The organism is Rhodospirillales bacterium (genome assembly GCA_020638175.1).
Taxonomy (GTDB): domain Bacteria; phylum Pseudomonadota; class Alphaproteobacteria; order Micavibrionales; family Micavibrionaceae; genus JACKJA01.
In genome coordinates this window covers 45408-70016 of record JACKJA010000002.1, presented here as the reverse complement: position 1 = coordinate 70016, position 24609 = coordinate 45408, and the positions used below count along the sequence as shown (strand labels likewise).

General features: G+C 52.4%; 25 protein-coding genes. 13 read left to right on the top strand and 12 right to left on the bottom strand.

Annotation, left to right across the window (positions count from 1 at the left end; all coding sequences use genetic code 11):
• The first annotated feature begins 11 nt into the window (after nt 1-11).
• Both H6868_00365 and argS read left to right on the top strand, forming a co-directional pair.
• Nucleotides 12-494 carry a GNAT family N-acetyltransferase gene (locus H6868_00365; GenBank protein MCB9987766.1) on the top strand — a complete coding sequence of 161 codons (483 nt, stop codon included), beginning with the start codon at nt 12-14 and terminating at the stop codon, nt 492-494.
• A gap of 7 nt (nt 495-501) precedes the next feature.
• Nucleotides 502-2316, top strand: coding sequence for an arginine--tRNA ligase (gene argS, locus H6868_00360; protein MCB9987765.1), 1815 nt, complete (start codon nt 502-504; stop codon nt 2314-2316).
• A gap of 7 nt (nt 2317-2323) precedes the next feature.
• On the opposite strand, the gene H6868_00355 is transcribed toward argS, so the two are convergent.
• The 7 genes from H6868_00355 to H6868_00325 form a co-directional block, all read right to left on the bottom strand.
• Nucleotides 2324-3007, bottom strand: a complete 684-nt coding sequence (locus H6868_00355) for a hypothetical protein (protein MCB9987764.1) — start codon at nt 3005-3007, stop codon at nt 2324-2326.
• Nucleotides 2994-5486 carry a type IV secretion system DNA-binding domain-containing protein gene (locus H6868_00350; GenBank protein ID MCB9987763.1) on the bottom strand — a complete coding sequence of 831 codons (2493 nt, stop codon included), beginning with the start codon at nt 5484-5486 and terminating at the stop codon, nt 2994-2996. The genes H6868_00355 and H6868_00350 overlap by 14 nt, the downstream gene beginning before the upstream one ends.
• 18 nt (nt 5487-5504) lie before the next feature.
• Nucleotides 5505-6086 carry a hypothetical protein gene (locus H6868_00345; protein MCB9987762.1) on the bottom strand — a complete coding sequence of 194 codons (582 nt, stop codon included), beginning with the start codon at nt 6084-6086 and terminating at the stop codon, nt 5505-5507.
• Between the two features lie 29 nt (nt 6087-6115).
• A complete protein-coding gene (locus tag H6868_00340) occupies nt 6116-7345 on the bottom strand; it encodes a type IV secretion system protein (protein MCB9987761.1) in 1230 nt (409 codons plus the stop codon).
• A 177-nt stretch (nt 7346-7522) separates the two neighbouring features.
• Nucleotides 7523-7885 carry a response regulator gene (locus H6868_00335; GenBank protein MCB9987760.1) on the bottom strand — a complete coding sequence of 121 codons (363 nt, stop codon included), beginning with the start codon at nt 7883-7885 and terminating at the stop codon, nt 7523-7525.
• Between the two features lie 62 nt (nt 7886-7947).
• Nucleotides 7948-9324: a globin-coupled sensor protein gene (locus H6868_00330; protein ID MCB9987759.1), complete on the bottom strand. Its 1377-nt coding sequence runs from the start codon at nt 9322-9324 to the stop codon at nt 7948-7950.
• A gap of 119 nt (nt 9325-9443) precedes the next feature.
• On the bottom strand, nt 9444-10820 hold the full coding sequence (locus H6868_00325; protein MCB9987758.1) for an AarF/ABC1/UbiB kinase family protein: 1377 nt from the start codon (nt 10818-10820) through the stop codon (nt 9444-9446).
• Between the two features lie 94 nt (nt 10821-10914).
• Here H6868_00325 and H6868_00320 point away from each other — a divergent pair, with 94 nt between their 5' ends.
• The 5 genes from H6868_00320 to H6868_00300 all read left to right on the top strand — a co-directional run bounded on the left by H6868_00320 (nt 10915) and on the right by H6868_00300 (nt 15422).
• The gene (locus H6868_00320) at nt 10915-11499 is read left to right on the top strand and encodes a COQ9 family protein (protein ID MCB9987757.1); all 585 of its coding nucleotides are present in this window, start codon (nt 10915-10917) and stop codon (nt 11497-11499) included.
• Between the two features lie 28 nt (nt 11500-11527).
• Nucleotides 11528-12211: a DotI/IcmL/TraM family protein gene (locus tag H6868_00315; protein ID MCB9987756.1), complete on the top strand. Its 684-nt coding sequence runs from the start codon at nt 11528-11530 to the stop codon at nt 12209-12211.
• Nucleotides 12212-12301: 90 nt separating this feature from the next.
• Nucleotides 12302-13207, top strand: coding sequence for an N-formylglutamate amidohydrolase (locus H6868_00310; protein MCB9987755.1), 906 nt, complete (start codon nt 12302-12304; stop codon nt 13205-13207).
• 3 nt (nt 13208-13210) lie between these two features.
• A complete protein-coding gene (locus H6868_00305; GenBank protein MCB9987754.1) occupies nt 13211-13513 on the top strand; it encodes a DUF2312 domain-containing protein in 303 nt (100 codons plus the stop codon).
• Nucleotides 13470-15422, top strand: a complete 1953-nt coding sequence (locus H6868_00300; protein MCB9987753.1) for an O-antigen ligase family protein — start codon at nt 13470-13472, stop codon at nt 15420-15422. The genes H6868_00305 and H6868_00300 overlap by 44 nt, the downstream gene beginning before the upstream one ends.
• 17 nt (nt 15423-15439) lie before the next feature.
• Here H6868_00300 and H6868_00295 read toward each other — a convergent pair whose 3' ends face one another.
• Nucleotides 15440-15727: a hypothetical protein gene (locus H6868_00295; GenBank protein ID MCB9987752.1), complete on the bottom strand. Its 288-nt coding sequence runs from the start codon at nt 15725-15727 to the stop codon at nt 15440-15442.
• A gap of 174 nt (nt 15728-15901) precedes the next feature.
• Between H6868_00295 and H6868_00290 the strand changes: the two genes are divergently transcribed.
• Nucleotides 15902-16474 carry a hypothetical protein gene (locus H6868_00290; protein MCB9987751.1) on the top strand — a complete coding sequence of 191 codons (573 nt, stop codon included), beginning with the start codon at nt 15902-15904 and terminating at the stop codon, nt 16472-16474.
• 23 nt (nt 16475-16497) lie between these two features.
• On the opposite strand, the gene acs is transcribed toward H6868_00290, so the two are convergent.
• Entirely contained in the window at nt 16498-18444 is a 1947-nt protein-coding gene (gene acs / locus H6868_00285; protein ID MCB9987750.1) for an acetate--CoA ligase, read from the bottom strand.
• Between the two features lie 155 nt (nt 18445-18599).
• On the opposite strand from acs, the gene H6868_00280 reads away from it, so the two are divergent.
• Complete coding sequence (locus H6868_00280; GenBank protein MCB9987749.1) at nt 18600-18947, top strand: hypothetical protein; 348 nt, start codon at nt 18600-18602, stop codon at nt 18945-18947.
• Nucleotides 18948-18987: 40 nt separating this feature from the next.
• Nucleotides 18988-19611 carry a hypothetical protein gene (locus H6868_00275; GenBank protein MCB9987748.1) on the top strand — a complete coding sequence of 208 codons (624 nt, stop codon included), beginning with the start codon at nt 18988-18990 and terminating at the stop codon, nt 19609-19611.
• Here H6868_00275 and H6868_00270 read toward each other — a convergent pair whose 3' ends face one another.
• Genes H6868_00270 through tsaD form a run of 3 tightly spaced genes read right to left on the bottom strand, consistent with a single transcriptional unit; the run spans nt 19612 to nt 22140 of the window.
• On the bottom strand, nt 19612-20016 hold the full coding sequence (locus H6868_00270; GenBank protein MCB9987747.1) for an EVE domain-containing protein: 405 nt from the start codon (nt 20014-20016) through the stop codon (nt 19612-19614).
• Between the two features lie 6 nt (nt 20017-20022).
• Nucleotides 20023-21012, bottom strand: a complete 990-nt coding sequence (locus tag H6868_00265; protein ID MCB9987746.1) for an NAD(P)-dependent glycerol-3-phosphate dehydrogenase — start codon at nt 21010-21012, stop codon at nt 20023-20025.
• A gap of 51 nt (nt 21013-21063) precedes the next feature.
• Complete coding sequence (tsaD, locus tag H6868_00260; protein MCB9987745.1) at nt 21064-22140, bottom strand: tRNA (adenosine(37)-N6)-threonylcarbamoyltransferase complex transferase subunit TsaD; 1077 nt, start codon at nt 22138-22140, stop codon at nt 21064-21066.
• A 155-nt stretch (nt 22141-22295) separates the two neighbouring features.
• Here tsaD and H6868_00255 point away from each other — a divergent pair, with 155 nt between their 5' ends.
• Genes H6868_00255 through H6868_00245 form a run of 3 tightly spaced genes read left to right on the top strand, consistent with a single transcriptional unit; the run spans nt 22296 to nt 24597 of the window.
• Complete coding sequence (locus H6868_00255) at nt 22296-22901, top strand: hypothetical protein (GenBank protein ID MCB9987744.1); 606 nt, start codon at nt 22296-22298, stop codon at nt 22899-22901.
• Nucleotides 22902-22954: 53 nt separating this feature from the next.
• Complete coding sequence (gene hemC, locus H6868_00250) at nt 22955-23902, top strand: hydroxymethylbilane synthase (protein MCB9987743.1); 948 nt, start codon at nt 22955-22957, stop codon at nt 23900-23902.
• Nucleotides 23899-24597: a uroporphyrinogen-III synthase gene (locus tag H6868_00245; GenBank protein ID MCB9987742.1), complete on the top strand. Its 699-nt coding sequence runs from the start codon at nt 23899-23901 to the stop codon at nt 24595-24597. The genes hemC and H6868_00245 overlap by 4 nt, the downstream gene beginning before the upstream one ends.
• Nucleotides 24598-24609 lie beyond the last annotated feature (12 nt).

The following is a 24609-nucleotide window of genomic DNA, read 5'->3' as shown; positions in this document are numbered from 1 at the left end:
TCACGGATATTGTGTCTTTTTCGTTGAAGAATATATCACGAGACAATGTTGAAACGGCTTGGAATCTGTTCAATGAACTGTGTGATGAACAGGGTAGTCGGCGGTATCTCAAAGCGTCTTTTGACGATTTTTGTAAGGCTTTTCTGAATGGTGTACCGCCTTCTTTTCAAGGGCTGGTCGGTTATGAAGGCGGCACGCCGGTTTCTTTAGTGACATGGGATTATCTGTTTTCTCTTTATAGCCCCCGGCGCATGTTTAATATGCGTACGCTTTATGTGAGACCAGATTTTCGCAAACGAGGGCTTGGCCGAAAACTGGTTGCCTTTATGGGGCAAAAGGCTATGGATGATGATTGCTGCGCCATGAAATGGTCGGTTATGCCTGGTAATGACAAGGCGTTGAAGTTTTATAAATCGATGGGCATAGAGCCCGATCCCGATGGATTGGTTGAGTTCTGGGTCGATCAGGGTGATTTTGAAAAATTAGTTGGGTGAAGAATATATGACCTCATTAACAACCATACTCTCTGACATTGTGGGCGGTGCGTTTGAAGCGCTGGAGTTGCCTGCCGAATTGGGCAGTGTGCGGGTGAGCGATCGCCCTGATCTGGCGCAGTTCCAGTGCAACGGCGCGATGGCCGCGGCGAAGGTTGCCCGGAAAGCGCCGCGCGCGGTCGCGGAAGAGGTCGTAAAGATTCTTTCCTGTCATCCTGAGCAACGCGAAGGATCTTTAGATTCTTCGGCTTTGCCTCAGAATGACATTTTTAGAAAAATCGAAATTGCCGGGCCGGGGTTTATTAATCTGAACGTGAGTGATGACTTTCTGGCGGCGCATTTGAGCGCTGTGACGGCGGATGAGCGCTGCGGCACGCCGCAGCTTGGCGAAGGCGCGGTTGTTCTCGATTATGGCGGTCCGAATGTCGCCAAGGCGATGCATGTCGGTCACCTCCGCGCCTCGATTATTGGTGATTCCCTCAACCGCCTGATGAAATTTGCAGGATTCGATGCCCTAGGTGATGTTCACCTCGGTGATTGGGGTACGCAAATGGGCATGGTGATTTCTGAGTTGAAGATTCGTCAGCCCGATTTAGTTTATTTTGACGAGAGCTTTGCTGGGCCATATCCAGAGGAACCGGTTGTTACGCTGGCTGAATTGGAGGAGATATATCCTGCCGCTTCGAAAGCTTGTAAAGAAGACGAAGAACGCGCGGCTGTGGCGCGATTGGCTACTAAAGAAATGCAGGACGGACGCCCCGGTTATAGGGCGCTGTGGCAGCATTTTATGACGGTATCTGTTGAGGGGATGAAAAAGAACTTTTCTGCACTCGGTGTGGAATTCGATGTCTGGAAAGGGGAGTCTTCCGTTCATGATTTGATTGCGCCGATGGTTGTAGAGCTTGAGGCATCCGGGCATGCAATCAAGGATCAGGGTGCGATTGTTGTGCCGGTCAAAAAGAATGACGATAACAAGGAAGTCCCGCCGCTGATTTTGCTGAAATCCGATGGGGCGGCGATGTATGGGACCAGTGATCTGGCGACGATCAAGGACCGGATGGCAGAGTACAGCCCGCACAAGATTATCTACGTCGTCGACCAGCGCCAATCCTTGCACTTCGAGCAAGTGTTTCGGGCGGCGCGGCTGGCGGGTTATGCGCCGGAGGATAAGGTCGAGCTGACCTTTGCCGGGTTTGGCACGATGAACGGGACGGACGGGAAACCGTTCAAAACTAGGGCCGGCGGCGTTTTGAAGCTGGAAGATTTGATTGGCATGGGGCTGGAGAAGGCGCGTGCGCGGCTGGCTGAGGCTAATCTGGCGGCGGACATGAGCGCCGAAGAAAAAGAGGATATCGCGCACAAGGTGGCGGTGGCGGCGATCAAGTTTGCTGACCTGCAAAACCAGCGGCAGTCCGATTACATCTTTGATATTGATCGGATGACGGCGTTTGAAGGGAAGACCGGGCCATATATGCTGTATCAGGCTGTGCGGATCAAATCGTTGCTGCGGAAAGCGGCAGAGCAGGGCGACCAGCCGGGGGCAGCGTTTGCCTTGCAGGAAACGGACCGCCCGCTGGCGCTGTTATTGACCGAGCTGCCGGATGTGATCGACACGGCGCTGCGTCATTATGCGCCGCATTATCTGTGTGATTATGCGTACCGCTTGGCGCAGGCGTTTTCCAGCTTTTACAATAGCTGTCATATTCTCTCGGAAGAGGATGCGGGCTTGAAAGCCAGTCGTCTGGCGCTGTGCGCCTTGACGGTTAAGGAGCTGGAACTCGTTCTATCGCTCTTGGGGATACGGGTACCGGAGCGGATGTAGTGTTCGTTCAAGGCCGTTTCACAAGAACGTGGTAAAAATGATAGGTTCCGCTGGCCGGGGTGTTGTCTCCCTCGAAGCAGGCGGAAGAAACGCCGTCCAGTGCCGTCCCCCCATTTTCCTCGATAAGTTCCGGCGTTGATGAAAATGTTCCCTGAAAAGGGGTCGTTGCGCTATCCTGAAATTCTTGCGGAATGCCGTCTATGCCGAGTTCATTGTTTATTTGTGAACAGATGGTTTCTGTAACGTTGGGCAGAACTAAGGTCAATTCTGCGTCAGTTTCATCGCCGATTGCGCCCATGCCCTTAACGTAGTTAGCGCCCGTTATAACCCAATCGCTGCCATCGTTTACTGAATCAGATGGGCGCTGATAGGTAATGTTTCCGCCCCCGGTTGAAAAAACCTTGCAGGTGTTCGTGGTGCACGATGCGTTGTCGTAGCCGGAAACAAAGGCATTGTCGAAACTGATGTCGTTTTCTGATATTCCTTTTTGCTGGACGCGGGCAACGGCACGCTCAAGTTTATTGGCGTAAGCGATGATATCCATGGCAGCCATTTCGGCCTGTTTTTTGCTCAGGCGGCCACCGCCTTCATGGGCGCCGCGGGAAAAGGTAAACATCAGCGCCGCGAACAGGGCAATGCCCAGCATGATGAACATAAAGACATTGCCGCTCTCGCTGTTACTCCGCGGCATCGCCGTCTCCCTTGCCTCGCAGGGCTTCTTTCGCTTTTTCCCCGGCTTCTTTAAGGGTGGCTTCCACGGCCGGATCAAGGGCGGCTGGCGCAGCTTCAACCGGCGGCGGTGTTTGTTTTTCTGTTTCCGCAGGCGTTGCCGGGGCCGCGGGCGGTGTTTCTTCTGTTTCTTTCACCAGATCCTGCCAGCTTACCGACTGATCGGGCTGCTGCTCAATTTTTTCTGTTGGTTGTGCGGGCGGCGGCGGTGTCTGCGGTTCCGCGGCGCCGTCAGATTTTTTGGAGGCGAAAAACGACATCGGATTGGCGCTTGTGCTTGCCGCGACCGGCGGCGTGGCCGACGTTTCTACCGGTCCGGTGGGTTTTGTAGCGGTCAGCGGCGGCGTGGCCGGAGCGGCGGGCGCGCTGGTTTCCGGTTGTTTTGCCGGGGCGGCCAGTGGGGGCGGCGGAGCGCTTTCACCCGCGCTGCCAGTGCTTTCTTCCTGTGGCTTTTCTTCCAGATCCAACGGGTTATGCAGGGCGTGAACGCTGGCAATCGCGGCCATTCCGGCTTCTGTCGGTGTGATATCGGCCTTTTCAGCCAAATCGAACGTATCAGCCATGGCGGCAATTTCATCCGGCGTTTCAACGGCGACGTCGGCTTTCAGGGCTGTCCATGTTTTATGGACCATTTTGTCACGGACGCTGGTGATGGCTGATGAATGCTTGATAAAATTATCATCCGGCGGCGGCAGGGCAACAAAGCGCGTGACCCGCATGGCTTTGGCGTGACCGGGATTGGAGTAGAAAATCTGGGTGTCCATCATCATTTTGCCGAAGCAAATCAGGGCTTCCCCTTCCTTGAAATCGCGCAGGCCGTCATAACTGGCACGGGAGCGAATCTGCATCCCGGCCTTTCCGGTGTCAAAGTAAGAGCCAAATTCCGCACCGTTATCTTCGAAGCCCGAAGTTTCGATAACGATGGCCTGTCCGACGGTTTTTTCAAAGAATTCCTTGGTCTGGGTCGGGTCTTCGAGTTTACCGAAGATTTTGATGTTACAGTTCGCGGTGATTGACCGGGCTTCTTCCTTGACCCGTTTTTCCAGTGCGGGCAAGTCCTGCGCCGAGAACACGAGAGAAAACCCGAGAGAGCGAGCCTGCGCGGCCATGACTGCCATCCCTTCGGCGGTGTAATATCCGACCTCGTCGAAGACGGTCATGAAGGGCGTTGAAGAATGGGTCGGTTTGTTCTCGATGACGGTTGATGACTCGCCTTCCACGGTGGCCCCCAGCGTCGATCCCATCATTCCCTTGATGGTAGCGGCAACGATTTTACCGAGGTTGGCCGTTTCATCACTGGATTTTTCCAGCGCCGGAATCAAAACGATCAAAATACGCCGGTTGAGAACAACGTCCAGCATGTCGACATCGGCGGCCTGTGTGTCAAAAATGTAACCGTAATCATCCCCCAAAGATTGCAGAGACCGGGTGAACTGCATTGACAGGTAACCGTGTTGTTGCCGCGGCGTTGTCGTATCGTAGGCCGGGGTGTCGGGGCCGGGCGGTTTTTCCTTGCCCTGATCGTCAAAGGCTTCGTCAACGTAACCGGGCAGGGTATCCAGATAACCCCGGATACTTACGCGCAAATCTTCGGGGACGGCCTGATCGCGTGACAGTTTGATGATGTTGTTCAAATTCAAGGATTCACGAATGACGCTGACCGACAGGGGGATGTCCTGATTGTCCCGTTTCCACGTCATGGCCGGCATCAGCGAGCTGATGAGCGAGACGGCCCGTTCTTTCCACATGGCGTTGTCGCCTTCGGCCTGTGGCATCAGGGACACAAGCATGTTGGTCAGGTAAGATGCCGAGCCGGATGAAAACGGGTTCATGGAGTTAGACGGCGCCCGCGCATCCGAGTTCCCGGTCATATAGTTCAGGACCAGCAAATCGTCGTCGCGCCCAAAGCGACGGACGAGAGCTGACAGGGAGGACCACAGATCGGTATCGGCTTTACCATCAATGTAAACAAAGCCGGAAGCCCAGGTCATGGCGTTGGTCACCATGGATTTTAGCCCTTCGGTTTTACCGGCCCCGGTGGTTCCCAGATACAAAACGTGGGTTCGGGCATCAGAGTTTGTAAACCATATTTCTTCCTTGGTGTTTTTACCGTTACCAAGATAGAGAATGCCCTCGGCCTTGCCGTTTTTACCCGGCCCCATATTGTTTTTGTCTTTCCATTTAGCGCCATAGGGCATTTTGAAAATCAGCGTCCGGTCGCATTTGACCAGCCACCAGAAATACAGGCAATAAATGATAAAAATGAAATCTCCGTAGAGCAATATGGACGGGAGATAATAAAAACCACAGGCACCGGCCAGAAAAACAACAAAAGCATGAGTCGGCGTCGATAGCCAATCGGCCAGACGCACGCGCATAGGCCGAATATCCCGCAGGATATCGGTATGTTTTTTCTCATATTTTCTCTGGTCTAATGCCATATTCCGCTATATCCGCCTTTACCGGTTGCGCAGGAAATCGTCGGCGGATACCGGCGTACCCGCTGTGTTTCCGGAGGATGTCCCCGCGGCCATGTTTGCATTTTGCTCAGGCATACCCCCTATGGTTTGGGGACCCATATTGAGCAGCAGGAAAATCAGGCCCAGCAGCAAAATAATGCCAATAACCGCAGTCAGAGCCGATTTCCCCTTTTTTTCGGAAGGCGGCGCAGCAGGTGCTGTAACGACAGTCGCTCTGCTGCCGGTGCTTTCCTGGTTGTTGGCGGGGGTAGCTACCGTTTTTATTACCGTCGGCGGCGCATTTTCCATGGCGTGGCTGGCAACCATCAAGGCGCGCACAGCTTTTTTACGTGTCGCAAAGGGAGCAATGGTTTTGGCTGTTCCTTTTTCCGGCTTCTGACACAGCAGGAACGTGCCGTCTTCGCTTTCCTGAATTTCGAGAGCGGCGTTCGTGGCTTTGTCCAGATCCAGACGCCAGACCAGCGGCGATATCGCATCGGGCAAAGATAAAATCAAAACACCGTCAACAACCTTGGCATTTGATTTGTAGGTGCCTGTGATTTTTTCCAGAAATTTACACATTATTTGCAGTCCTCTTGTTTGTCTTGTTTTTACGCCTTCGGTTTTTTAACGCCTGCGCTTCCGGGTTTTTTAATGCCGCTCCGTTTCGAGCCGCTGTAATCCAGCTGAGGCACGGGACGGGCACGGTTGGAGTTCATATAATCAACAATGCTGCGCACGGCATCGTCGACTTTGGGTTTGGGGACCGGTCTTTGTGTCCGTTTTTCAGCAACATAGTGTGCCATGGCCCCGAGGGCTTCCATGTGGAAGGCCTGCCGTCCCAGATTATTCAGGGGATACCACAAGGCGCGATCATGGCCGCGCATCCAGACAAACTGGGCCGGGGCCATAACGCCGCCTTCTTCACGGGCTGTCGCCAGCGCCCGTATGAGCGCCGTTGTCTGGAAAGCATGCTGGTTGACTTTGGCCAGGGTTGAGGCCGAGAGATCCTTGTTTTTCAGGACTTTCATCGCATCGCGCAGGAGCTTTTTATCGCGTCCCAGTTGTAATCCCTTGTCGTGCCGCCAGCATTGCGCCAGCCGGCCCATCATTTCGTCCGCTTCAGCGCGTTTCCGTGAAGCCCGCAGGCAGCAGGTTGCCAGAAATATTTTTTTGTGGGGCGGCAATTTTGCCGGCCCTTTCCAGCGCGGCCCTAATTGATGGGCAAAAGCAATATAGGCGGCGCGTTCGTCTATTTTCCCATCCGGGATCGGAATCTGGTTATAGGCCAGCCATTCTTCCGGACCGAGGGCTTCGGAAAAGAGCGGTAACTCCGCAGGAACCGGTGCACCCGGCGGCCGCGGGGGCATTTTGGACGGGTTGAAATCGATCAGCGGCGTTAAAACCGGAAAAGTTTTGGCCTGGGTGGCGATAAGATCGTCCATACCCATTTTGCGCCGGAATTGGGTGCCCGGTCCGTACTGGTACGCCCAGAGCCCCATGATGGAGAGCACGACAATGAAAAACCATTTGTAGGCATGGAGCGCCAGGAAAGAAATGACGTCGAGCGTTTCTTTTGTCAGCTTGTACCCCGGGATATTGGGAACCCCTTCCAGCCATTGATAAAAATTGATCGTATGGCCGTTCCAGTACACGGTGTAGTCGTCATCAATGAAAAAAGAGATTAGCCACATCTCTCCCCAGCGGAAGAACCGGAAACCGCTTTTGACGTCATCGCCCCAGAAATACCAGAAGAGTAAAAACAGGCAGAAAAAAACGCACAAAAGGATCGCGATTCCTTTGGCGTTTTCACTGGACGTATTATTTTGGCCTTCTGACATAATATTATTTTTAACTGTGATTCTTAATGACGGTGAACCCCTTCTACCCTCTTTTCTAATTTATCAGAAAAAAGGAATGAAAACCATAACACAGATAAATAGAAACAGCGCAAAGCTCTCTGGCTTGCGCTGTTTCCTGAATAAACAATATGTGTCTTAAAAAGAGGGCGGCTAAAACTAGACCATCCCAAGCTTTTTCAGTTCTGTTTCCAGCTTTTCTTTGGTTGTGGGTTTGGCCATAAAGCTATTGGCGCCGGCTTTTATAGCCTCGTCCGCTTTTTCCATGCCTTCTACACCAGAGATAATAATAACCGGAATGTTTTTTCCACTTGTAGAATGACGGATTTCTTCCAGAAGATCCAGCCCGCTTTCTCTTTTCAGGTGCCAGTCCAGAATTATAACATTAATATCGCCGCTTATGGCGTTCAGGCAACTGGCCCGATCGTAGGCTTCGACAACGTCAAATCCCATTTCTTCCAAAAACATCTGGTTTGTGTAACGGCTGACTTCGACGTCATCAACGACTAAACATTTTTTCACAGCACTTTTCTCCTTTGTTTTTATCTTAATGAAAATAATAGCATTTTTTTATTGTCAGAATGTTAACCGGCCTTGAGGTTTGCAAGGAAGGTTTCAAGTTCACCGCGCAGGGTATCGTTCTTGTTCAGGAGTTCGGTGGACGATGTGCTGACCGATTGTGAAAGGGAGTCGACTTCGTTCGATGATTCGGCGACCTGAGCGGCAATGACAGACACTTGCTGGGCACTGTCAGCAGCGTTTTGTGTACTTTGGACAATCTCATTCATAGCCGCCGTTTGTTCTTCCATGGCGGCGGAAATTGACGTTGAAATTTCATCCATATCATTGATAATACTGGAAATTTCATTGATTGCCGTTACGGTTTCCCCGATGGCCGATTGCACGTCACTGACCTGAGACGAGATTTCGGATGTTGCCGAAGCGGTCTGGTTCGCCAGATTTTTAACCTCGGAGGCGACCACGGCAAACCCCTTGCCGGCATCCCCGGCACGGGCAGCCTCGATGGTGGCGTTCAAGGCCAGAAGGTTTGTTTGCTCGGCAATTTCATGGATCAATTTAATGATATCACCGATTTTCTCTGCGTTGCCTTGCAGACGCGTGATGGTTTCTGATGCCATCTGTGATTTTTGAACGGCGTCTTTTGAAATCGTGCTGGATTTGTTGATCTGCATGTTGATTTCGTTGATGGATGCCGACAATTCTTCCGCCGCCGAGGCCACGATATTGACGTTTGTTGAGGCGTTATCGGATGCGCCCGCCAAATTCGAAGACTGGGCTTGCCCGTTTTTCGCCTGTTCGGAAAGTCCCCCAGCCATTTTTTTCAACTGTGTGGCTGAATCGCCGAGATCCCTTACGAACATCGTGATGTTGCTATCGAAATCGTCCGTCATGCGTTCGAGAAGAGCGGCTCTTTCGGCATCGGCGGCGTCGAGATACGTTGAAATAGCCAGATCCATGTCCAGAAAAACCGCTTTTACGACACTGGCGATGATTTCTTTTAATTCTTCTCTGTTGTTGTTTTTGCCGAAACCGCCGGAGATTTTAGAGTCAACCAACGCGCCCAGAAGACGGCTTGTGAGAAAAGAATAGCCGCCGATATACCAACGCGGTTCCAATCCAATCCGTTCATGCGTTTTCCCGATTATTAGAACGGATTTTTCATAGTTATGATCGATGTTTCCGCTGGCAATAAGACCCCAGTGCTTGAGCTGGGCATTTTTTGCGGAAACCATATGCTCTTCGTTCGAAAAGAATTTTCTGGTTTGAGGCCAGCCGCTAATATGCTCGTAGAAATCAGACAAAATGCCGGGCAGAGCCCCTTCGATCAGTTTCTGGTTCGCCGCCAGAGTGCGGCAGGCTTCGTCCTCCAGTTGCAAAAACGAACAGCGTTCCAAGAGGTTTGCTTCTGTTGTGACGGATAAATCCTTTTCCGCAGCCATAGTATCTCTCCCTTTCTAGGCAAAAATCTTAAAATTAACTAACTGACTCTATCAGATAATTCCCGGCAGGTTAAGAGCGAGAAGAGTAATTTAATAGTAATTTTTCAAGTAAATGCCGTTTATTTAATTGTTTCGCGGGCGGGGGGCTGTAGATTGAATGTATCCAAAGCGGAAGACTGCTTATTTTCAAGTTCTTCCAAAGAAAAACCTTCGATCATTTCGTTGAACACCTGATACCAGTTAATTTCTGCATTCAGGTGTAGGAACACGGAGCCGAGTCCCAATGCCGCCCGGTCCATAAACACAAATTCGCGAGGGACGGTGATGCCGCCTGATTTTTTTCCTAGCTCCCTTAAGCGTTCATGGACTTTTTCAGCCGTTTCCCGGCCATAGATCTCTCCTTTGACTTCGCCGATTTTGCGGGTTTTATCGTCCAGAATCGGGCCGTATAAAAAATTAGCCCAGATATTGAGCGTATCGATATGCTCGTTGCTCAGGTTTGAAAACCCCCATGTTTCATAGGCATGTACGGCAAGGGCGCGGTCATCGCGCAGCAAGGCATGATACAGATCAATAACGCCGCCGACAAAGCGGGGCGGGAAGACCCGTATGCATCCGAAATCAAGCAGGTTGATCGAATCGTCGGCCCTGACGGTATAGTTGCCCAGATGAGGGTCGCCGTGGATGACGCCGTAGTGATAAAGCGGCGTATACCAGGCCCGGAACATGTTGAGAGCCAGCCGATTTCGTTGATCGGAGGGGGCGTCGACAAAAGACAGGATAGGTGCGCCATCCATCCATGTGCTGCACAGCAAACGATCTGTCGAGAGATCGTCAATAACGTCGGGGACATGCACGGCTTTTTCATCACGCAGCATATAGGCGTAGAGTTTGCATTGACGGGCTTCCCGTTCGTAGTCGAGTTCCTCGTACAGGCGTTCGGACAGCTCTTCATGAATCAGGCGTGTTGAAATGGCGCTGTCGTAGCGTTCGTAAATCGAAAAAATGATTTTGAGCTGGCGGAGGTCCGTATCAATGGCCGAGCGCATATCAGGGTATTGCAGTTTACAGGCAATCGTCTGTCCGTCATGCGTTACGGCTTTGTGTACCTGTCCCAGAGACGCTGCTGCAGATGATTCGCGGTCGAAATGTTTGAAGCGGCTTTCCCAGTCCGGTCCCAGTTCTGTTTTCATTCGCCGCCGGACAAAGGGCCAGCCCATCGGCGGGGCATTGGCCTGTAATTCTTGAAAAGCGCGGGCGTATTCGGGCGGTAGCGCTTCGGGGATTGTCGCCAGAATCTGGCCGATTTTCATCAGGGGGCCTTTTAAATTGCCCAAGGCCTGCATCAGCTGAACGGCGTGGTCTTCCCGTTCGATCTTGAGACCGAGATATTTTTCTCCGGCCAGTTTGGCGGCCAAGGACGCCATAGTTCCGGAAACTTTGCCATAACGCGCCAGTCGTCCGGCCATATTATTTTGATCCAGTTTATCGTTCATGGAGACAGAGTTGGCCTGTTTCAAGGTAAAAGTCTAGTTGAAAAATCAGGAAGCAGGGATTGATTCATCTTGCTTGGCGGCTTACCCTTTTCGCATGCAGGATAAAACATCTATACGCGATTCTATTCTTGAGGCGGCTTTGCCGCATGTTCCCTTTGATGGCTGGCTAGAAAGAACATTGATCGAGGCGACGCTTGTCTCCGGTTTTTCCGAAACGGATTTCCGTGATGCGTTTCCGGGCGGGGTAAACGATGCTGTTTTGCACTTTTCGTCAATGGTTGACCGGCGGATGCTGGAATCCTTGGAAGGTGTTGATCAGTCTCTGTTAAAGGTACGCGAACGTGTCGGGCTGGCGGTTAAAACGCGTTTGAAAATTTTGCAGCCGCATAAAGAAGCTACCCGGCAAGCCATGACGTATTGGCTTATGCCTTTTCGTGAGCCGCAGGCAGTAAAAGCGCTTTGGTGGACCGCTGACCGGATATGGGTGTGGGCCGGAGATACTTCAACCGATTATAACCGTTATACTAAAAGGAGTTTGTTGAGTGGTGTTATTGCCTCAACAATGCTGTCCTGGTTCAATGATAACGATCCGGATATGGTGAAAACTTACGATTTTTTAGATCGGCGTATAGAAAATGTTATGAATTTGGGCCGTATAATGGGAAAATTACGCGCATGATGGCAAGTGTTTGAAAAGGAGTGCCGTTTTGAAACTGTTTATTTGCTTTTTTACGGTCGTTTTTACGGTCATTTCTTTTCATCCTGCTCAGGCTCAGTCCCCGGTTCAGGGTGGCGATCCTGCGTCGTCTTCGGAACCCGTGGCCGGGCCGGATAATACGCTGATAGCCCCTTTTGCCGCAGAGGGACGTGATAAGAAAACCGCGGCCAACCCGCTGGGGGACTTGTATTTGGGTCCGGGAAGTCTGGGGAGTACAAACCGGCTTGATCGTCCGCATCGCCATAAAAATGATATTTCCCGGTGGCTTGAGCAAACTATGTCCGATGTTTTTTCCGTCGATGTGCGCACATATAACGAGCACGAGATGGAGCTGTCAAAGTTGCTTAATGAGAGTGCTCTGATTCAATATCAGGAATTTTTTTCCAAAAACAACATTATCAAGGTTCTGGCCCATAACAAAATGTTGCTGAACAGCTATGTGAAATCGGCACCGCTTTTGTTGAATGAAGGCTCTGTTTCCAATCGTTATCGCTGGCTTTATGAATTGCAACTGACGATGACGTACTTGCCTCAGGAAACGAATAATTACGAGCAGGCCAAACCGATCAACCGTGACGTTAAAATCAGGGTTCAGGTCGGGCGTATCAGTGACTCCCCGGACCAAGAAGGCATGGTTATTGAAAACCTGAGTATTTACCCGGTTAAAGAATAGCGTGATTTGACATTTGCGGACTTGCAACCGGATCGTGAGTTGCGTTAAAGCTGTTTGTCTCTGACCCGAAAGATAACGGATTTAACGGCCATGCTGCATACGCATAACGAGGACACGCGGAAGAATAACCGGGAAACCCGATTGTTGGGGGCCACCGATCCCGCGCCGTTTACAGTTGTGAATGGTGATTCGGATGTTCCTTGTGTGTTGCTTTGCGATCATGGGGGGCAGGCCGTACCGCAAAATCTTTCTTGTCTTGGTCTCGAAGCCGGTCTTTATGATACGCACCATGATACTCATGATCTGGGTACGCGGGCCGTTACCGAAAAAATGGCTGAACTATTGGGTGCGTCAGCAATTTTTGCTAATTATTCCCGGTTGGTGATTGATGTCAACCGCCGTCCGGAGCATCCGACGTCTATTGTCTCCTCTATCGAAGGGTATGCTGTGTCCGGCAATGCGGATATTGAGGATGCGCAGCGACAGGCGCGAATTACGGAGATATATGAACCTTATCACCGGCAGATTGAGGCGCTTGTCGATCGCTTTACCTCTGCCGGGACGGTGCCTCTGATTATCTCGATCCATAGTTATACCCGCCAGTTTTTCAAACAACGGCGGCCTTGGGATATGGGTGTTTTATGGGTACAGGATGCGCGGGCGCCGCTGGCGGTTATCGACCATTTCCGGGCGCAGAACATAAATGTGGGCGATAACGAGCCTTATGATGCCCGGATATTGCGCGGAACGACGGTCAACCATCACGGTGATGCCCGTAAGTTGCCCAATGCCCTGATTGAAATTTGTAACGATCAGATTGTAACTCTCGTCGAACAAGAACAATGGGCCGAAAGGCTTGTTGATTGCTTGAAAGAAATTCTGTCAGATCCGGGGATTCATAGCTATTATGACGGCCCGGAGCTGATGCATGATCCGGATTACGAGAAAGCCTATCTTCAGGAACTCAGAGACAAAGCAACAAGAGGAGACGAATAGACAATGACCGATGGTAATGTGGCGAGCTTTCCCCAAGGCGGTGCGCAAGATGATGACGGCACGCAGGATGTTGGCGGTGTGACGGGAAAACGCCTGAAAGCTTTTCTGGAGCGGATCGAGCGTCTGGAAGAAGAAAAGGCGGCGTTGGCCGAAGATATCAAGGAAGTCTATGGCGAAGCCAAAGCTGTTGGCTTTGACACTAAGACTATGCGCCGTGTTTTGAAGCTGCGCAAAATGGACATCGAAAAACGCCGTGAGGAAGATGAACTTCTGGAACTCTATAAAGCCGCCATTGGGATGGAATAATGCGCTAGCGGCGCTGGTCTTTGCCGGCGCGTTTGCGGCTTCTTTGTTCTTTCAAGGGACAACCAGTATCCTGTTCGTGCCTGCGCTTGTGGGCATGATTTTCTATGGCGTTGTGATTTGGCGACCGTTTTCCGGCACTGACAGGCATATTCCCCGTTCAGCCACGGCTTTGCTTTTATCGCTGTTCTGGCTTTATATGGCTGTCAGCCTGTTCTGGTCGACGGTTCCCTATATCAGCATGCTGTTCTTTTTCATTATTTCCAGTTTCCCATTTGTCTTTTTTATCCTTGTCAGCGCCCCGGACCCTTATAAAGCTGCTTTGACGGCGGGCGGGGTTGCCCTGACCGTGCTGGCGGGGATTGCCGTGTGGGCGGTCATTCAATTTTTCTTTTTGTATGATGTCTATGGGCCGCGGATCCATCATCCGATGCTTAATCCCAATAATCTGGCGGCCGTTTTCAATATGGCATTTTTCACGGCGTTGGGGCTGTACCTGCTCGCGCAAGGGCGGGCCTATATAGCTGCGACGTTCTTTTTGGTTGTTCTTTTTTTCCTGGCGCTTTTGGTGACGCAAAGCCGGGGCGCTTTGCTGATTGTTATACTGGTACTCCCGGTTTTTCTGTTGTTGCTGCGGTCCTCATCGGTGTTCGTGCTGGGGAAATCAGTGATGTTCTTGCCGGTGGCCTTCGTTTGCGCCGTGCTTGTGCATATGTTGGGGTACGGCAAGCTGGGGAAGTATATGGCCGGTTTGCCGTATATGGGCGGCAGCCATAGTGTCGTTGACCGGTTGTCTTTGTGGGATTCGACATGGCATATGTTGCTTGATCATCCCTGGATCGGGACCGGGCTGGCCACTTTTTCCTATTATTATGGTGGCTATCGCGATCTTCATGATATGAGCGACGGCTATTTTGCTCATATGGATCCTTTGCAATTCGGGGCGGAAATGGGGTTTGCCGCGCCGCTTTTGTTTTACGCGTTTTTGCTGGCAGTTCTGGTGCGGACGGTTATGGCGCTTCGCAGGGACCGGTGCCGTTCGGATGCCTTTTTAAAGGCCCGGATTGCTGTGCCGTTTTTGGCGCTGACAACCTTGATTTTGCACACGCACATTAGCTTTCATCTGTACATGTCGGCGGTTTTAATCCCGGCGGCCTGTTTGCTGGCATACTGGTATCTGGCGACGGAGGAGGCGCTGGGTGCGCGCCGCTTTGTGATCGGTCAGCTTAAAGCAAGGCGGAGGCTGGACGTTATTTTGATCCTTCTTTTTACTCTTTCTGCCGTATGGATTATGCGGGCGGGCGCCAGTACCTATTTTGCCAACAAGGCGCAAGAATATATGGGACGGCAACAGATTGCCGAGGGTAACGCCGCCATAGATTCTTTATGCCGTTATGCGCCGTCCAATATCCATTATTGTTTGGAGTACAGGGCCAAGAGTCTGATTGAACGGTTGGCGCGGGAAAGGGCCCGTCTGTCCCCGGAAGAGAAGAAAAAATTATACGAAGAAGCGCTGGGGTATCTTAATGCGGAAGAAAAGATGGCGTCCGCGCTCTTTCACATCTGGAATATCCGGGCCCAGCTGTATTTTCTGGCGCAGGGCGACATTATACCGGATGGCTATGCGCGGGCTGAAGTTGATTTGAAACGTGTTTTGGTGGTGAATCCGCTTTTTATCGACGGGCGGATCGGTCTGGCGAATATATACAAGCAGCAAGGCAATCCGCAAAAGGCATTGGCGCTTTTAGAGGACGGATTGCGCTGGCCGTGGCGGCGCAGCCCCGTAATGGTTCATTATTTGATGGACGCGGCCAATTTGCGCAAGCAGCTCGGTGATGAGGCAACCTATCAGATGTATTTTTTGAGGGCAAAAACGCTGGCTGACCAACTTAATCGGCAGGGCGCTAAATAGAACCGACACCGGTTTGTCTAGTGTAGTGTCTGGTGGCCTTGCGGCATTTCAGCGTAGCGCGCCGGCGATCCCGAAGCTCTGGCCAGAGCGTTGAGCATCTGGACACTGCGGGGCTGGTCGAAATACAGTCTGAGGTCATCAAGGATTTCCCGATCTTCGGCAGCCAGTTCTTTGACGCGGGCGATGCGTTTGAGTATCCGGGCGATCATTTCCGGGCCGCGATCTTGGGCTATGGCACGTTTTAACAAGGCTTGTTTAATTTCGTAAGCGCTGCGGACATTCTGTCCGTTTTGTTCTCCCTGCATCTTGTTTGGTCTCCTTCCTTTGCTCCTTTCATTGTCTCATATTCGGCGGAAAACCTGCAAATACTCTGGAAAAATTATTTTTTCATATTATTAACCCGGTCTTTACTCTTTGGCCTTTATAATGCCGTCAAACATGAAGAATAAAAATAATATGTGTGAGGTTAAACAGGGACGATGAGCGTTCTTTCGATACAGGATATCATGCAAGACATGGCCCGGCAGGTCGATAAAGCCGGGATTACTCCTGTTGCGCCGTCCCCGACGGATGAGCGCGAAGCTCTGATTGGCCTTGATCCGCTTCTGGCCTCAATGGACAAGCAATTTCAGGATGCCCGCGCCCATTATCATGAAATCGTGAAAGCGTTTGGGATGGACGATCCTATGAGCATCGTTGCCCGTGATATGATGGACAGCACGGAAAGCGCGCTGGAAACCCGTCTGATCGAATTGCGCCATGACAAAGCCATGCAGGAGGCTGTAGAGCAAGCCTTACGGGTTACGGATGCCGAGGCCGAACGCTATGAAACGTCTATCCTTAAGCGCCGGGAGTTGAATGATTTCTATGCCAAGACGAGCAAGCGCGATGCGGCGCGCCGTGCTGAAAAAGAAGCCAATGAAGGGTTCTTGATGGTGGTGTTATTGTTGATGACGCTGTACCGGACGATCGCCAATACGCGCCGGAAACTTGAACTGGCCTCGATCTTTCTGGGGGCCAGCCAGCATGACCGGACGATGAAAGCGGCCTAGATGGCCGCTTTTTTAACGGTTTCTCATGGTTTGTTTTCTATCAGATCTTTGACAACGTCCGGATCGGCGAGCGTTGAGGTGTCGCCAATCTGGTTGGCCTCTCCGGCAGCGATTTTACGCAGGATACGGCGCATGATCTTTCCCGATCTTGTTTTCGGCAATGCCGGCGCCCACTGAATTACGTCCGGTGTGGCGATCGGTCCGATGATTTTCCGTACGGTTTTAATGATATTTGTTTTGATTTCATCGGTGGGATCAATTCCGTCCATCAGTGTGACATAAGCATAAATGCCTTGTCCCTTGATGTCGTGCGGGTATCCGACAACGGCGCTTTCTGCGACGTGCGGTTCTTCATTGATGGCGCTTTCAACTTCCGCCGTGCCGATGCGGTGGCCGGATACATTGATGACATCATCCATGCGGCCGGTGATCCAGTAATAGCCATCTTCGTCGCGCCGGGCGCCGTCCCCGGTGAAATACATTCCCGGAAAATCATGAAAATAGGCCGTGATGAAACGGTCGTGGTCGCCGTAGACACTGCGCATTTGTCCCGGCCAGCTGTCCAGCATGACCAGTGCTCCTTCGCATGCGCCGTCGAGGATTTTACCGTTTTTGTCGACAATGGCGGGCTGGACGCCGAAAAAGGGTTTTGTGGCCGATCCCGGTTTCAGGTTCATGCAAGGCAATGGCGTGATTAAGTGGCCGCCGGTTTCGGTTTGCCACCATGTGTCGATGACCGGGCAGCGGCCTTTGCCGATGACCTCATAGTACCAGTGCCATGCCTCATGATTGATCGGTTCGCCGACAGTGCCGAGAATGCGCAGGCTGTCGCGCGATGTTTTCTCAACCGGGCCGTTGCCTTCGCGCAGCAGGGAACGAATGGCGGTCGGCGCGGTATAGAAAATCGTAACCTGGTGCTTGTCGACGACCTGCCAGAAGCGCGAATAATCGGGGTGGCTCGGCACGCCTTCGAACAGCAGCGTTGTCGTGCCGTTGGCCAGCGGGCCATAGACCATGTAGGAATGACCGGTGATCCAGCCAACATCGGCGGTGCACCAGTAGATATCACCTTCATGGACATCGAACACCCATTCATGGGTCAGGGACGTATAGACCATATACCCGCCCGTGGTGTGCAATACGCCCTTGGGCTTGCCGGTTGAGCCGGAGGTGTAGAGGATAAAGAGCGGGTCTTCGGCGTTCATTTCTTCGCAGGGGCAGTCGGAGGGCTGGTCGTCGACCAGTTCGTGCCACCAGATATCGCGGGAGTCGTTCCAGTTGATGTTGCCGGAGGTGTGTTCCAGAACCAGAACGGTATGGACGCCGTTGGAACCCTGCAGGGCTTCGTCGGTGTTGGCTTTTAGCGGAATCCGTTTGCCGCCGCGGCGGCCTTCGTCAGCGGTAATGACAATGTGCGCATCGCAATCGTGGATGCGGTCGCGCAGCGAGTCGGGAGAAAATCCACCAAAAACAACCGAATGTACGGCGCCGATCCGGGCGCAGGCCAGCATGGCGTAGGCGGCTTCCAGTACCATCGGCATGTAAATAACCACGCGGTCGCCTTTTTTAACGCCGCGGCTTTTGAGCGCGTTGGCAAGCCGGCAAACTTCACCGTGCAATTCGGTGAAGGTTACTTTCTTGTCAACGCCCGGTTCGTCGCCTTCCCAGAGCAAGGCAACCTGATCGCCGCGGGCTTCCAGATGGCGGTCGATGCAGTTATAGCAAGCGTTCAGGATGCCGTCTGTGTACCAGCGAATATCAACATTGCCCTTGAAAGAAGTGTCCTTGATGATGGTCGGTTTTTTAAACCAGTCGATCCGATCTGCCATTTCTTCCCAGAATTTCTCAGTGTTTTCAATGGAGTACCGATAGAGTTCCTCATACTTTTCCAGAGATGGAATGTGCGTGTTATTGCTTAGCGTCGGTGAGGGGATATACAATTCATCAGTTTTTTTATCGGACGTGGCCATGAAAGTCTCCTGAAAGGAATTTCGCTCTGTAGACATTTCTTCATAACACAGGCGTTTTTGTTTTTGCAGTCTTTCATGTTTAACATAATAAATTTGCATTTTACGGTAAACAAGCGTATAACAGGGGCCAGTTTTCTTAAAACAGGGAGAGAAAAATGTTGGGTGTTTCAAAGAAATTTGCTGTTGCCGTTCTGGTCGGGGCCAGTGCTGTGGCCGCCCCGACGGCGCAGGCTCGTGATGATCTGGGCAGTTTGTTCGGTACGATAGGGCGTATTGCCGCGCCGGTTGCCGTTCAAAAATGGAATGTAAAAGAAATTAACCGTGGGCAGGCAGCTCGTCTTGGCAGTGAACTGGGCCGCAGTGTGCGGCGCATTGTGCCTGTGAGCGATTGTCAGGGCGGGGACGGCTATCATGTTACCCGTCGCATCAGAAACGGGCAAGTGGGATTGCCCAACGGCAGTATCAGTGAAGGGGCGCGTTGTAACCAGCCTTTCTACCGTTAAAAGATCAGAACCATTTATTATTTATTAGAGGAAAAAGAAAATGACAGCGAATATCAATCGTTCATGGAAAACGGCGGCGGTTCTGGCTGCTTCGACAACTGGTCTTCTGGGTGGATGTGTGACAAACGGGCCATTGCCCGGCGGGTCTTCGGCTCAGTACAATACGGTGGTCAATGGTGGTCAGCCTGTTGTTATTAATGTGGAATCCGATCACCGCGGCGTTTTGTATTACAAGGACAAACAGGGGCGGTCTACGCAAGAACCGGTGCGGTTGTCTGATAAAACATGCGGTGGAACCGGGGCCGGGAATATGGGCGTCTGGGATTATGCGGCCGGGGCCGGCGCGGGCTATGTTGTCGGGAGCTTGCTTGACGCCAAAAGAACAGCTTTTGCGATTGCTGGGGCCGTCACTGTGTATGCCATTGATTATTTTCAAGGGAAAAGTGCCGGCGGCGACTCAATGAAAGAGCTGCAATGTATGGAGCGGGGTCGCTGGGAAGCGGAACACGGCTATAACAGCGCGCAATCAAGACCCTATAATGGCAACAATTCTCAGCAAAACACGGGTAGCCCCTATTACCAATCACCGCGTAGCCGGAAAAGCTGGGTTTGTGATACGCCGTTGGCACCGATTGCCACGCGGAACCGTTGCTTTGATCGCTAATTAGCGGCTCATTCCCAGAATAATATCCCATTCCTTTTTGCCGATCGGCATGACGGACAGACGGGATTGTTTAATCAGGGCCAGATCCTGCAAGCGCGGGTCGGCCTTGATTTGTTCGAGGTTCACAGGATTTTTTAGCGGCTCAATGGCCTTAAAATCGACCATGCCGAAGCGGCCTTTCGGATCGGTGTGGTCGGGATAGTATTCTTTGACAACTTCGACGATGCCGACGATCTGTTTTTCTTTCACCGAGTGATAGAAAAAGGCTTTATCGCCAATTTTCATGGCCTTCATGTTGTTGGAGGCTTGATAGTTGCGGACGCCGTCCCAGTGCTCGATACCTTTTTTGACGTGGTCGGCCCATGACCATGTTGATGGCTCTGATTTAATCAACCAGTAATTCATAGCTTTTTATCCCAGCGCTTTTAAGGGCCGGTCGAGCAGCAGGTTTACAGCTTCGGCGACCGGCATGTCTTCGCAGGCGCATTTATAGACCGCTTCGCAAATCGGCATGTCGACGGCGTGGGTGCGGGCCATCTTGACGAGGGCTTCGGCGGTATAGAATCCTTCGGTAACGCTTTTGCGGCCGCTCAGGATTTCTTTGGCCGATCCGCCCTTGCCGATTTCAACGCCCAGAGAATAATTTCGGGACTGCGTTGAAGAACAGGTCAGGACCAAATCACCAATCCCGCACATGCCCATCAGGGTTTCTTTTTTGGCGCCCATGGCGGTGGCCAGACGGCTCATTTCGGCCAGACCACGGGTCATCAGGGCGGCACGGGCACTTTCGCCCAGACCGTGACCGATGACAATGCCGCAGGCAATAGCAATAACGTTTTTAACCGCGCCGCCAATCTGGGCGCCGATCATGTCCTCGGTGATATAAGGACGCAAGGTCCGGCAGGCCAGGCCATCGCGGATTTCCTGCAGGACGTCTTTGTCGGTGGCGGAAACCGTTACCGCGCTGGGCAGGCCGCGCGCAATGTCGGCTGCAAAGGTCGGGCCGCTGAGGATGGCGTATGTGGCGCCGGGGGCTTCGTCCTCGGCAACCTGAGACATCAACAGCCCTGTCCCCAGTTCAATGCCTTTGGCGCAAATCACAACGGGCTTTCCGGCCGCGATTTCACCTTTCAGGCTTTGCAGGGTGGCGCGGATATGCTGGGCCGGGGTGACCAGCAACAGAAAATCGCATTCGGCTGTGTGTGACAGGCTGGTTGTGGCTTGAATGTTGCTATTTAGCTTTACGCCGGGCAGAAAAATTTCGTTTTCGTGGCGTTCGTTAATGGCGGCGACAACTTCGGGTTCGCGCGCCCATAAAATAATGTCTTTGCCTGCATTGGCCAGAACTTCCGCCAATGCTGTGCCCCATGCGCCTGCGCCGATTACACCTATTTTTTGCATTATCATTACCGATTGGTTGTTGTGTGAAAAAAGGGATGGTTTCTTAACGCCCTATCGCGCCGCGCCTTTTTTACGGGCGGCTTGCGGGTCTAGCGGCCATCGTGGCCGCGCGGGAACATCCAGTGTGTCGATCATGTCTCTTTTTAACCGTTCTATACCGGCCCATGCAATCATGGCTCCGTTGTCCGAGCATAATGGAATGGGCGGAGCAATAAAAGCGGTTTCACGGGCATTCGTCAAGTCCTCCAATGCGGACCGGATGGCTTTATTGGCGGCGACTCCCCCCGCAATGACAAGAGATGGCAAGGCTTTTTGGTTTTTGCACAGGGCCAGATAATCGTCGAGAGCGTGGCCGACCCGGTCACAGATGATTTCTGCGGCGGTTTGCTGGAAAGCGCTGGCCAGCGCCGCGATATCCGCGCGATTCAGGTCACCTTCCGGCAGGTTGTCGACATGGGTGCGTATGGCGGTTTTCAGGCCGGAGAAAGAAAAATCGCAGTTCTTACGGCCTTTCAGAGGGCGTGGCAGGGGAAAACGTTCCCGTGCTCCCGCCGGGTCAGGGCATTCAGCGGCGATTTTCTCCAGATTCGGGCCGCCGGGATAGGGCAGGCCCATCAGCTTGGCCGATTTATCAAAACATTCGCCCAGCGCGTCGTCGAGCGTTGTGCCAAGCTGGCGGTACCGGCCGACGTCTTCGGCAATCAAAAGCTGGGTATGGCCGCCGGATACCAGCAACAGCAAATAGGGAAAGGCCACGTTATCGCTGAGGCGCGGGGTCAGGGCATGGGCCTCCAGATGGTTGACGGCGATAAATGGTAAGTTATGGGCGGCGGCTATGGCTTTGCCCGCCATCATGCCGACCATAACGCCGCCAATCAGGCCGGGGCCGCAGGTGGCGGCCACGCCATCAAGGTCGGCAAAGGTGATGTTCGCTTCGTCCATCGCGGCGGCAATAATTTTATCGAGATGGTCGAGATGGGCGCGGGCGGCGATTTCCGGTACGACGCCGCCAAAGATCCTGTGTTCTTTGATCTGGCTCAAAACGACGTTTGAGCGGATGGTGTGATCGTCACATACGATTGCCGCCGCCGTTTCGTCACAGGATGTTTCAATGCCTAGTATATACATAATTCTTGCTTTTTAATTTTCTGCCTTTTATATAAGACGAATCGCATTAAAGTGATAGAAAATTATAAAAAACAAAACGGGAGAGCCGCATGACCCATCACGCGCGCAACAGAGAAAAACATGTTAGCAGCAGAGAAAAAAAGGCTACCAGAGCCATGAAGCGCGTGAATCATTTAGAAGCCGTACCGTCAGACAGAGAAATGTTGCAAGCTTTAATGATTCCCAATTTGTCTCTGGCTTTTGATGCTCACAGAGGCGGCGATAATCCCCTTGCTTATGCTTTGGCACTGGAAGAAGGCCCGTGCCCCACATTGCAAGATGCATGGGACCGGATAAAGGGGATGCACAGCCGTCTTAAGGTGATTGACGTGCTTGAGGGCGAATTGGGTCTGAAATTTCGCAACCATATTACCAATGGTGTGGGGAATCCCATTCCCCGTTTACCCAAACCGTTTGAAGAGTTTCACTGGGTGGCGTGCGTTTTTCATGAAACAACGGATAAGCCGATGATTATGCGTTATGACCATGATAACAAGAGCTGGTCTTATGCGTTGCCGGGGGAAAAGCCGCATCAATACCATTCTATCGCCGAGCGTTCGCGGGCGCATTTTAGTAAGAAGATAGAAAGAGAAGCGGACAGTCATCGTTATCCCTCGCCGGGTGAGAGGCTTCAGCAAGCGCCGCTGTTGTTCTTTACTGTTCCGGAATCTGCGCCGGCGACGCAACGAAAAATCAAACATGATCCGCTGCGGATTGCTTAACTTGTGAATTCGTTATTGCCATTCGTTTAATGACCGCCTAAAACTTCTGTCCTATGAATGGGACAAGCGCACAGACGATTCGTATCGGGACGCGGGCTTCAAGGCTGGCGATGGTACAGACCAATATGGTTGCCGATATGTTGCGAAAGGCTCATCCTGAACTTTCTGTTGAAATTGTAAAAATTGAAACATCCGGGGAATGGAAGCCTGCGGAGGGTGAGAATCGTTTGTCCGAGGCACAAGGTGGCAAGGGTCTGTTTGCTAAAGAAATCGAGCAGGCTATTCTGGATGGCCGCGTAGATTGCGGGGTGCATTCGCTGAAAGATATGCCTTCGTTCCTGCCCGACGGGTTGGCGCTGGACCATGTGTTGCCGCGCGAAGATGCGCGGGATGCCTTTTTGTCCAATGATTATAAGACACTTTCCGAATTGCCGCCGGGGGCGGTTGTCGGGACGGCTTCGCTGCGGCGGCAGGCCATGATTTTAGCGCTCAGATCCGATGTGAAAGTCGTGCCATATCGCGGGAATGTTCCCACCCGTATTGAAAAACTGCGGGCCGGTCAGGTCGATGCGACCTTGTTGGCAATGGCGGGGCTTAACCGTCTGGGATTGAACGAGGAAATTGCCAGTGTGATTGAGCCTGAAGAGATGCTGCCGGCTGCCGGGCAAGGGATTGTCGGGATTGAAACGCGGGCCGATGATGGGCTGACGCGGGCTTTGTTTGATGTTTTGCATTGCCGGGAAACCGGTTTGCGGGCAGCGGCAGAACGGGCGGCCCTGCAAATTCTGGACGGATCGTGCCATACGCCGATCGGGGCTTATGCCGTGATGGACGGCGATGTCATGCATTTGCGTGTGATGGTGGCGGCGCCCGACGGGACGCAGACATGGTTTGAAGACGCGCGGGAGAGCGTCACCGATACGGCTGCGGCTATTGTTCTCGGTGAAAAAATTGGCGGGATTTTGAAATCACAGGTGCCCGCGTCTATATTATCCTCATGAAACATATCCTGATTACCCGGCCGAAGGATCAAGCCGATGAAATCGCGCGGGTTGCTGAGAGCCTTGGTTTTTCACCGTTGATGGCACCGATGCTCGAGATTGCTGCGCTTGCGCCGTTGCTGCCGGATTTATCGCTCTATCAGGCGCTGGTTTTTACCAGTGTTAATGGCGTTCGCATGTTTGCCGGGATGACGGGCGATCGTTCGCATCCGGTTTATACGGTGGGCGGCCAGACGAAAAAAGCCGCCTTGGAGGCCGGGTGGGAAAACGTTTTTTCTGCCGATGGCACGGCGGCGGATATGATTTCTTATCTGGGGCGCCGGGTGGAAGATCACGGTACCCCGCTTTTACATGTTTGCGGGGCGGATGTGGCGGTGCCTATCGACGCTCCCGGTTTGTCGATCGATCCCTTGCCGGTTTATAAGGCTGTGCCGGTTCAAAATTTTACAGACGAACTTCTTTTGGCGCTTGATGAAAACACGATTGTAGCGGCCCTGTTTTATTCCGCACGTACGGCGCAGGCATTCGTTCACCTTCTGGAAAAGTACGAACGTACGGAAGCTATTTCTTCAATTAAAGCCTTGTGTCTCAGCGATTCGGTGGTAAAGTCTGTCGAAGGGCTGCCGTGGGAAGGTGTACGTGTGGCCGGGCGTCCGGACGGTGAAGCGATGCGGGCGCTTTTGGGTGAAGTTTAGGATAAAACAAGC

Bases quoted from the DNA above. Each gene is read 5' to 3' on its own strand.
- argS (MCB9987765.1), top strand. From the start codon at position 502: ATGACCTCATTAACAACCATACTCTCTGACATTGTGGGCGGTGCGTTT.
- H6868_00355 (MCB9987764.1), bottom strand. From the start codon at position 3,007: ATGCCGCGGAGTAACAGCGAGAGCGGCAATGTCTTTATGTTCATCATG.
- H6868_00350 (MCB9987763.1), bottom strand. From the start codon at position 5,486: ATGGCATTAGACCAGAGAAAATATGAGAAAAAACATACCGATATCCTG.
- H6868_00345 (MCB9987762.1), bottom strand. From the start codon at position 6,086: ATGTGTAAATTTCTGGAAAAAATCACAGGCACCTACAAATCAAATGCC.
- H6868_00340 (MCB9987761.1), bottom strand. From the start codon at position 7,345: ATGTCAGAAGGCCAAAATAATACGTCCAGTGAAAACGCCAAAGGAATC.
- H6868_00330 (MCB9987759.1), bottom strand. From the start codon at position 9,324: ATGGCTGCGGAAAAGGATTTATCCGTCACAACAGAAGCAAACCTCTTG.
- H6868_00325 (MCB9987758.1), bottom strand. From the start codon at position 10,820: ATGAACGATAAACTGGATCAAAATAATATGGCCGGACGACTGGCGCGT.
- H6868_00320 (MCB9987757.1), top strand. From the start codon at position 10,915: ATGCAGGATAAAACATCTATACGCGATTCTATTCTTGAGGCGGCTTTG.
- H6868_00310 (MCB9987755.1), top strand. From the start codon at position 12,302: ATGCTGCATACGCATAACGAGGACACGCGGAAGAATAACCGGGAAACC.
- H6868_00305 (MCB9987754.1), top strand. From the start codon at position 13,211: ATGACCGATGGTAATGTGGCGAGCTTTCCCCAAGGCGGTGCGCAAGAT.
- H6868_00300 (MCB9987753.1), top strand. From the start codon at position 13,470: ATGAACTTCTGGAACTCTATAAAGCCGCCATTGGGATGGAATAATGCG.
- H6868_00295 (MCB9987752.1), bottom strand. From the start codon at position 15,727: ATGCAGGGAGAACAAAACGGACAGAATGTCCGCAGCGCTTACGAAATT.
- H6868_00290 (MCB9987751.1), top strand. From the start codon at position 15,902: ATGAGCGTTCTTTCGATACAGGATATCATGCAAGACATGGCCCGGCAG.
- acs (MCB9987750.1), bottom strand. From the start codon at position 18,444: ATGGCCACGTCCGATAAAAAAACTGATGAATTGTATATCCCCTCACCG.
- H6868_00280 (MCB9987749.1), top strand. From the start codon at position 18,600: ATGTTGGGTGTTTCAAAGAAATTTGCTGTTGCCGTTCTGGTCGGGGCC.
- H6868_00275 (MCB9987748.1), top strand. From the start codon at position 18,988: ATGACAGCGAATATCAATCGTTCATGGAAAACGGCGGCGGTTCTGGCT.
- H6868_00270 (MCB9987747.1), bottom strand. From the start codon at position 20,016: ATGAATTACTGGTTGATTAAATCAGAGCCATCAACATGGTCATGGGCC.
- H6868_00265 (MCB9987746.1), bottom strand. From the start codon at position 21,012: ATGCAAAAAATAGGTGTAATCGGCGCAGGCGCATGGGGCACAGCATTG.
- tsaD (MCB9987745.1), bottom strand. From the start codon at position 22,140: ATGTATATACTAGGCATTGAAACATCCTGTGACGAAACGGCGGCGGCA.
- H6868_00255 (MCB9987744.1), top strand. From the start codon at position 22,296: ATGAAGCGCGTGAATCATTTAGAAGCCGTACCGTCAGACAGAGAAATG.
- hemC (MCB9987743.1), top strand. From the start codon at position 22,955: ATGAATGGGACAAGCGCACAGACGATTCGTATCGGGACGCGGGCTTCA.
- H6868_00245 (MCB9987742.1), top strand. From the start codon at position 23,899: ATGAAACATATCCTGATTACCCGGCCGAAGGATCAAGCCGATGAAATC.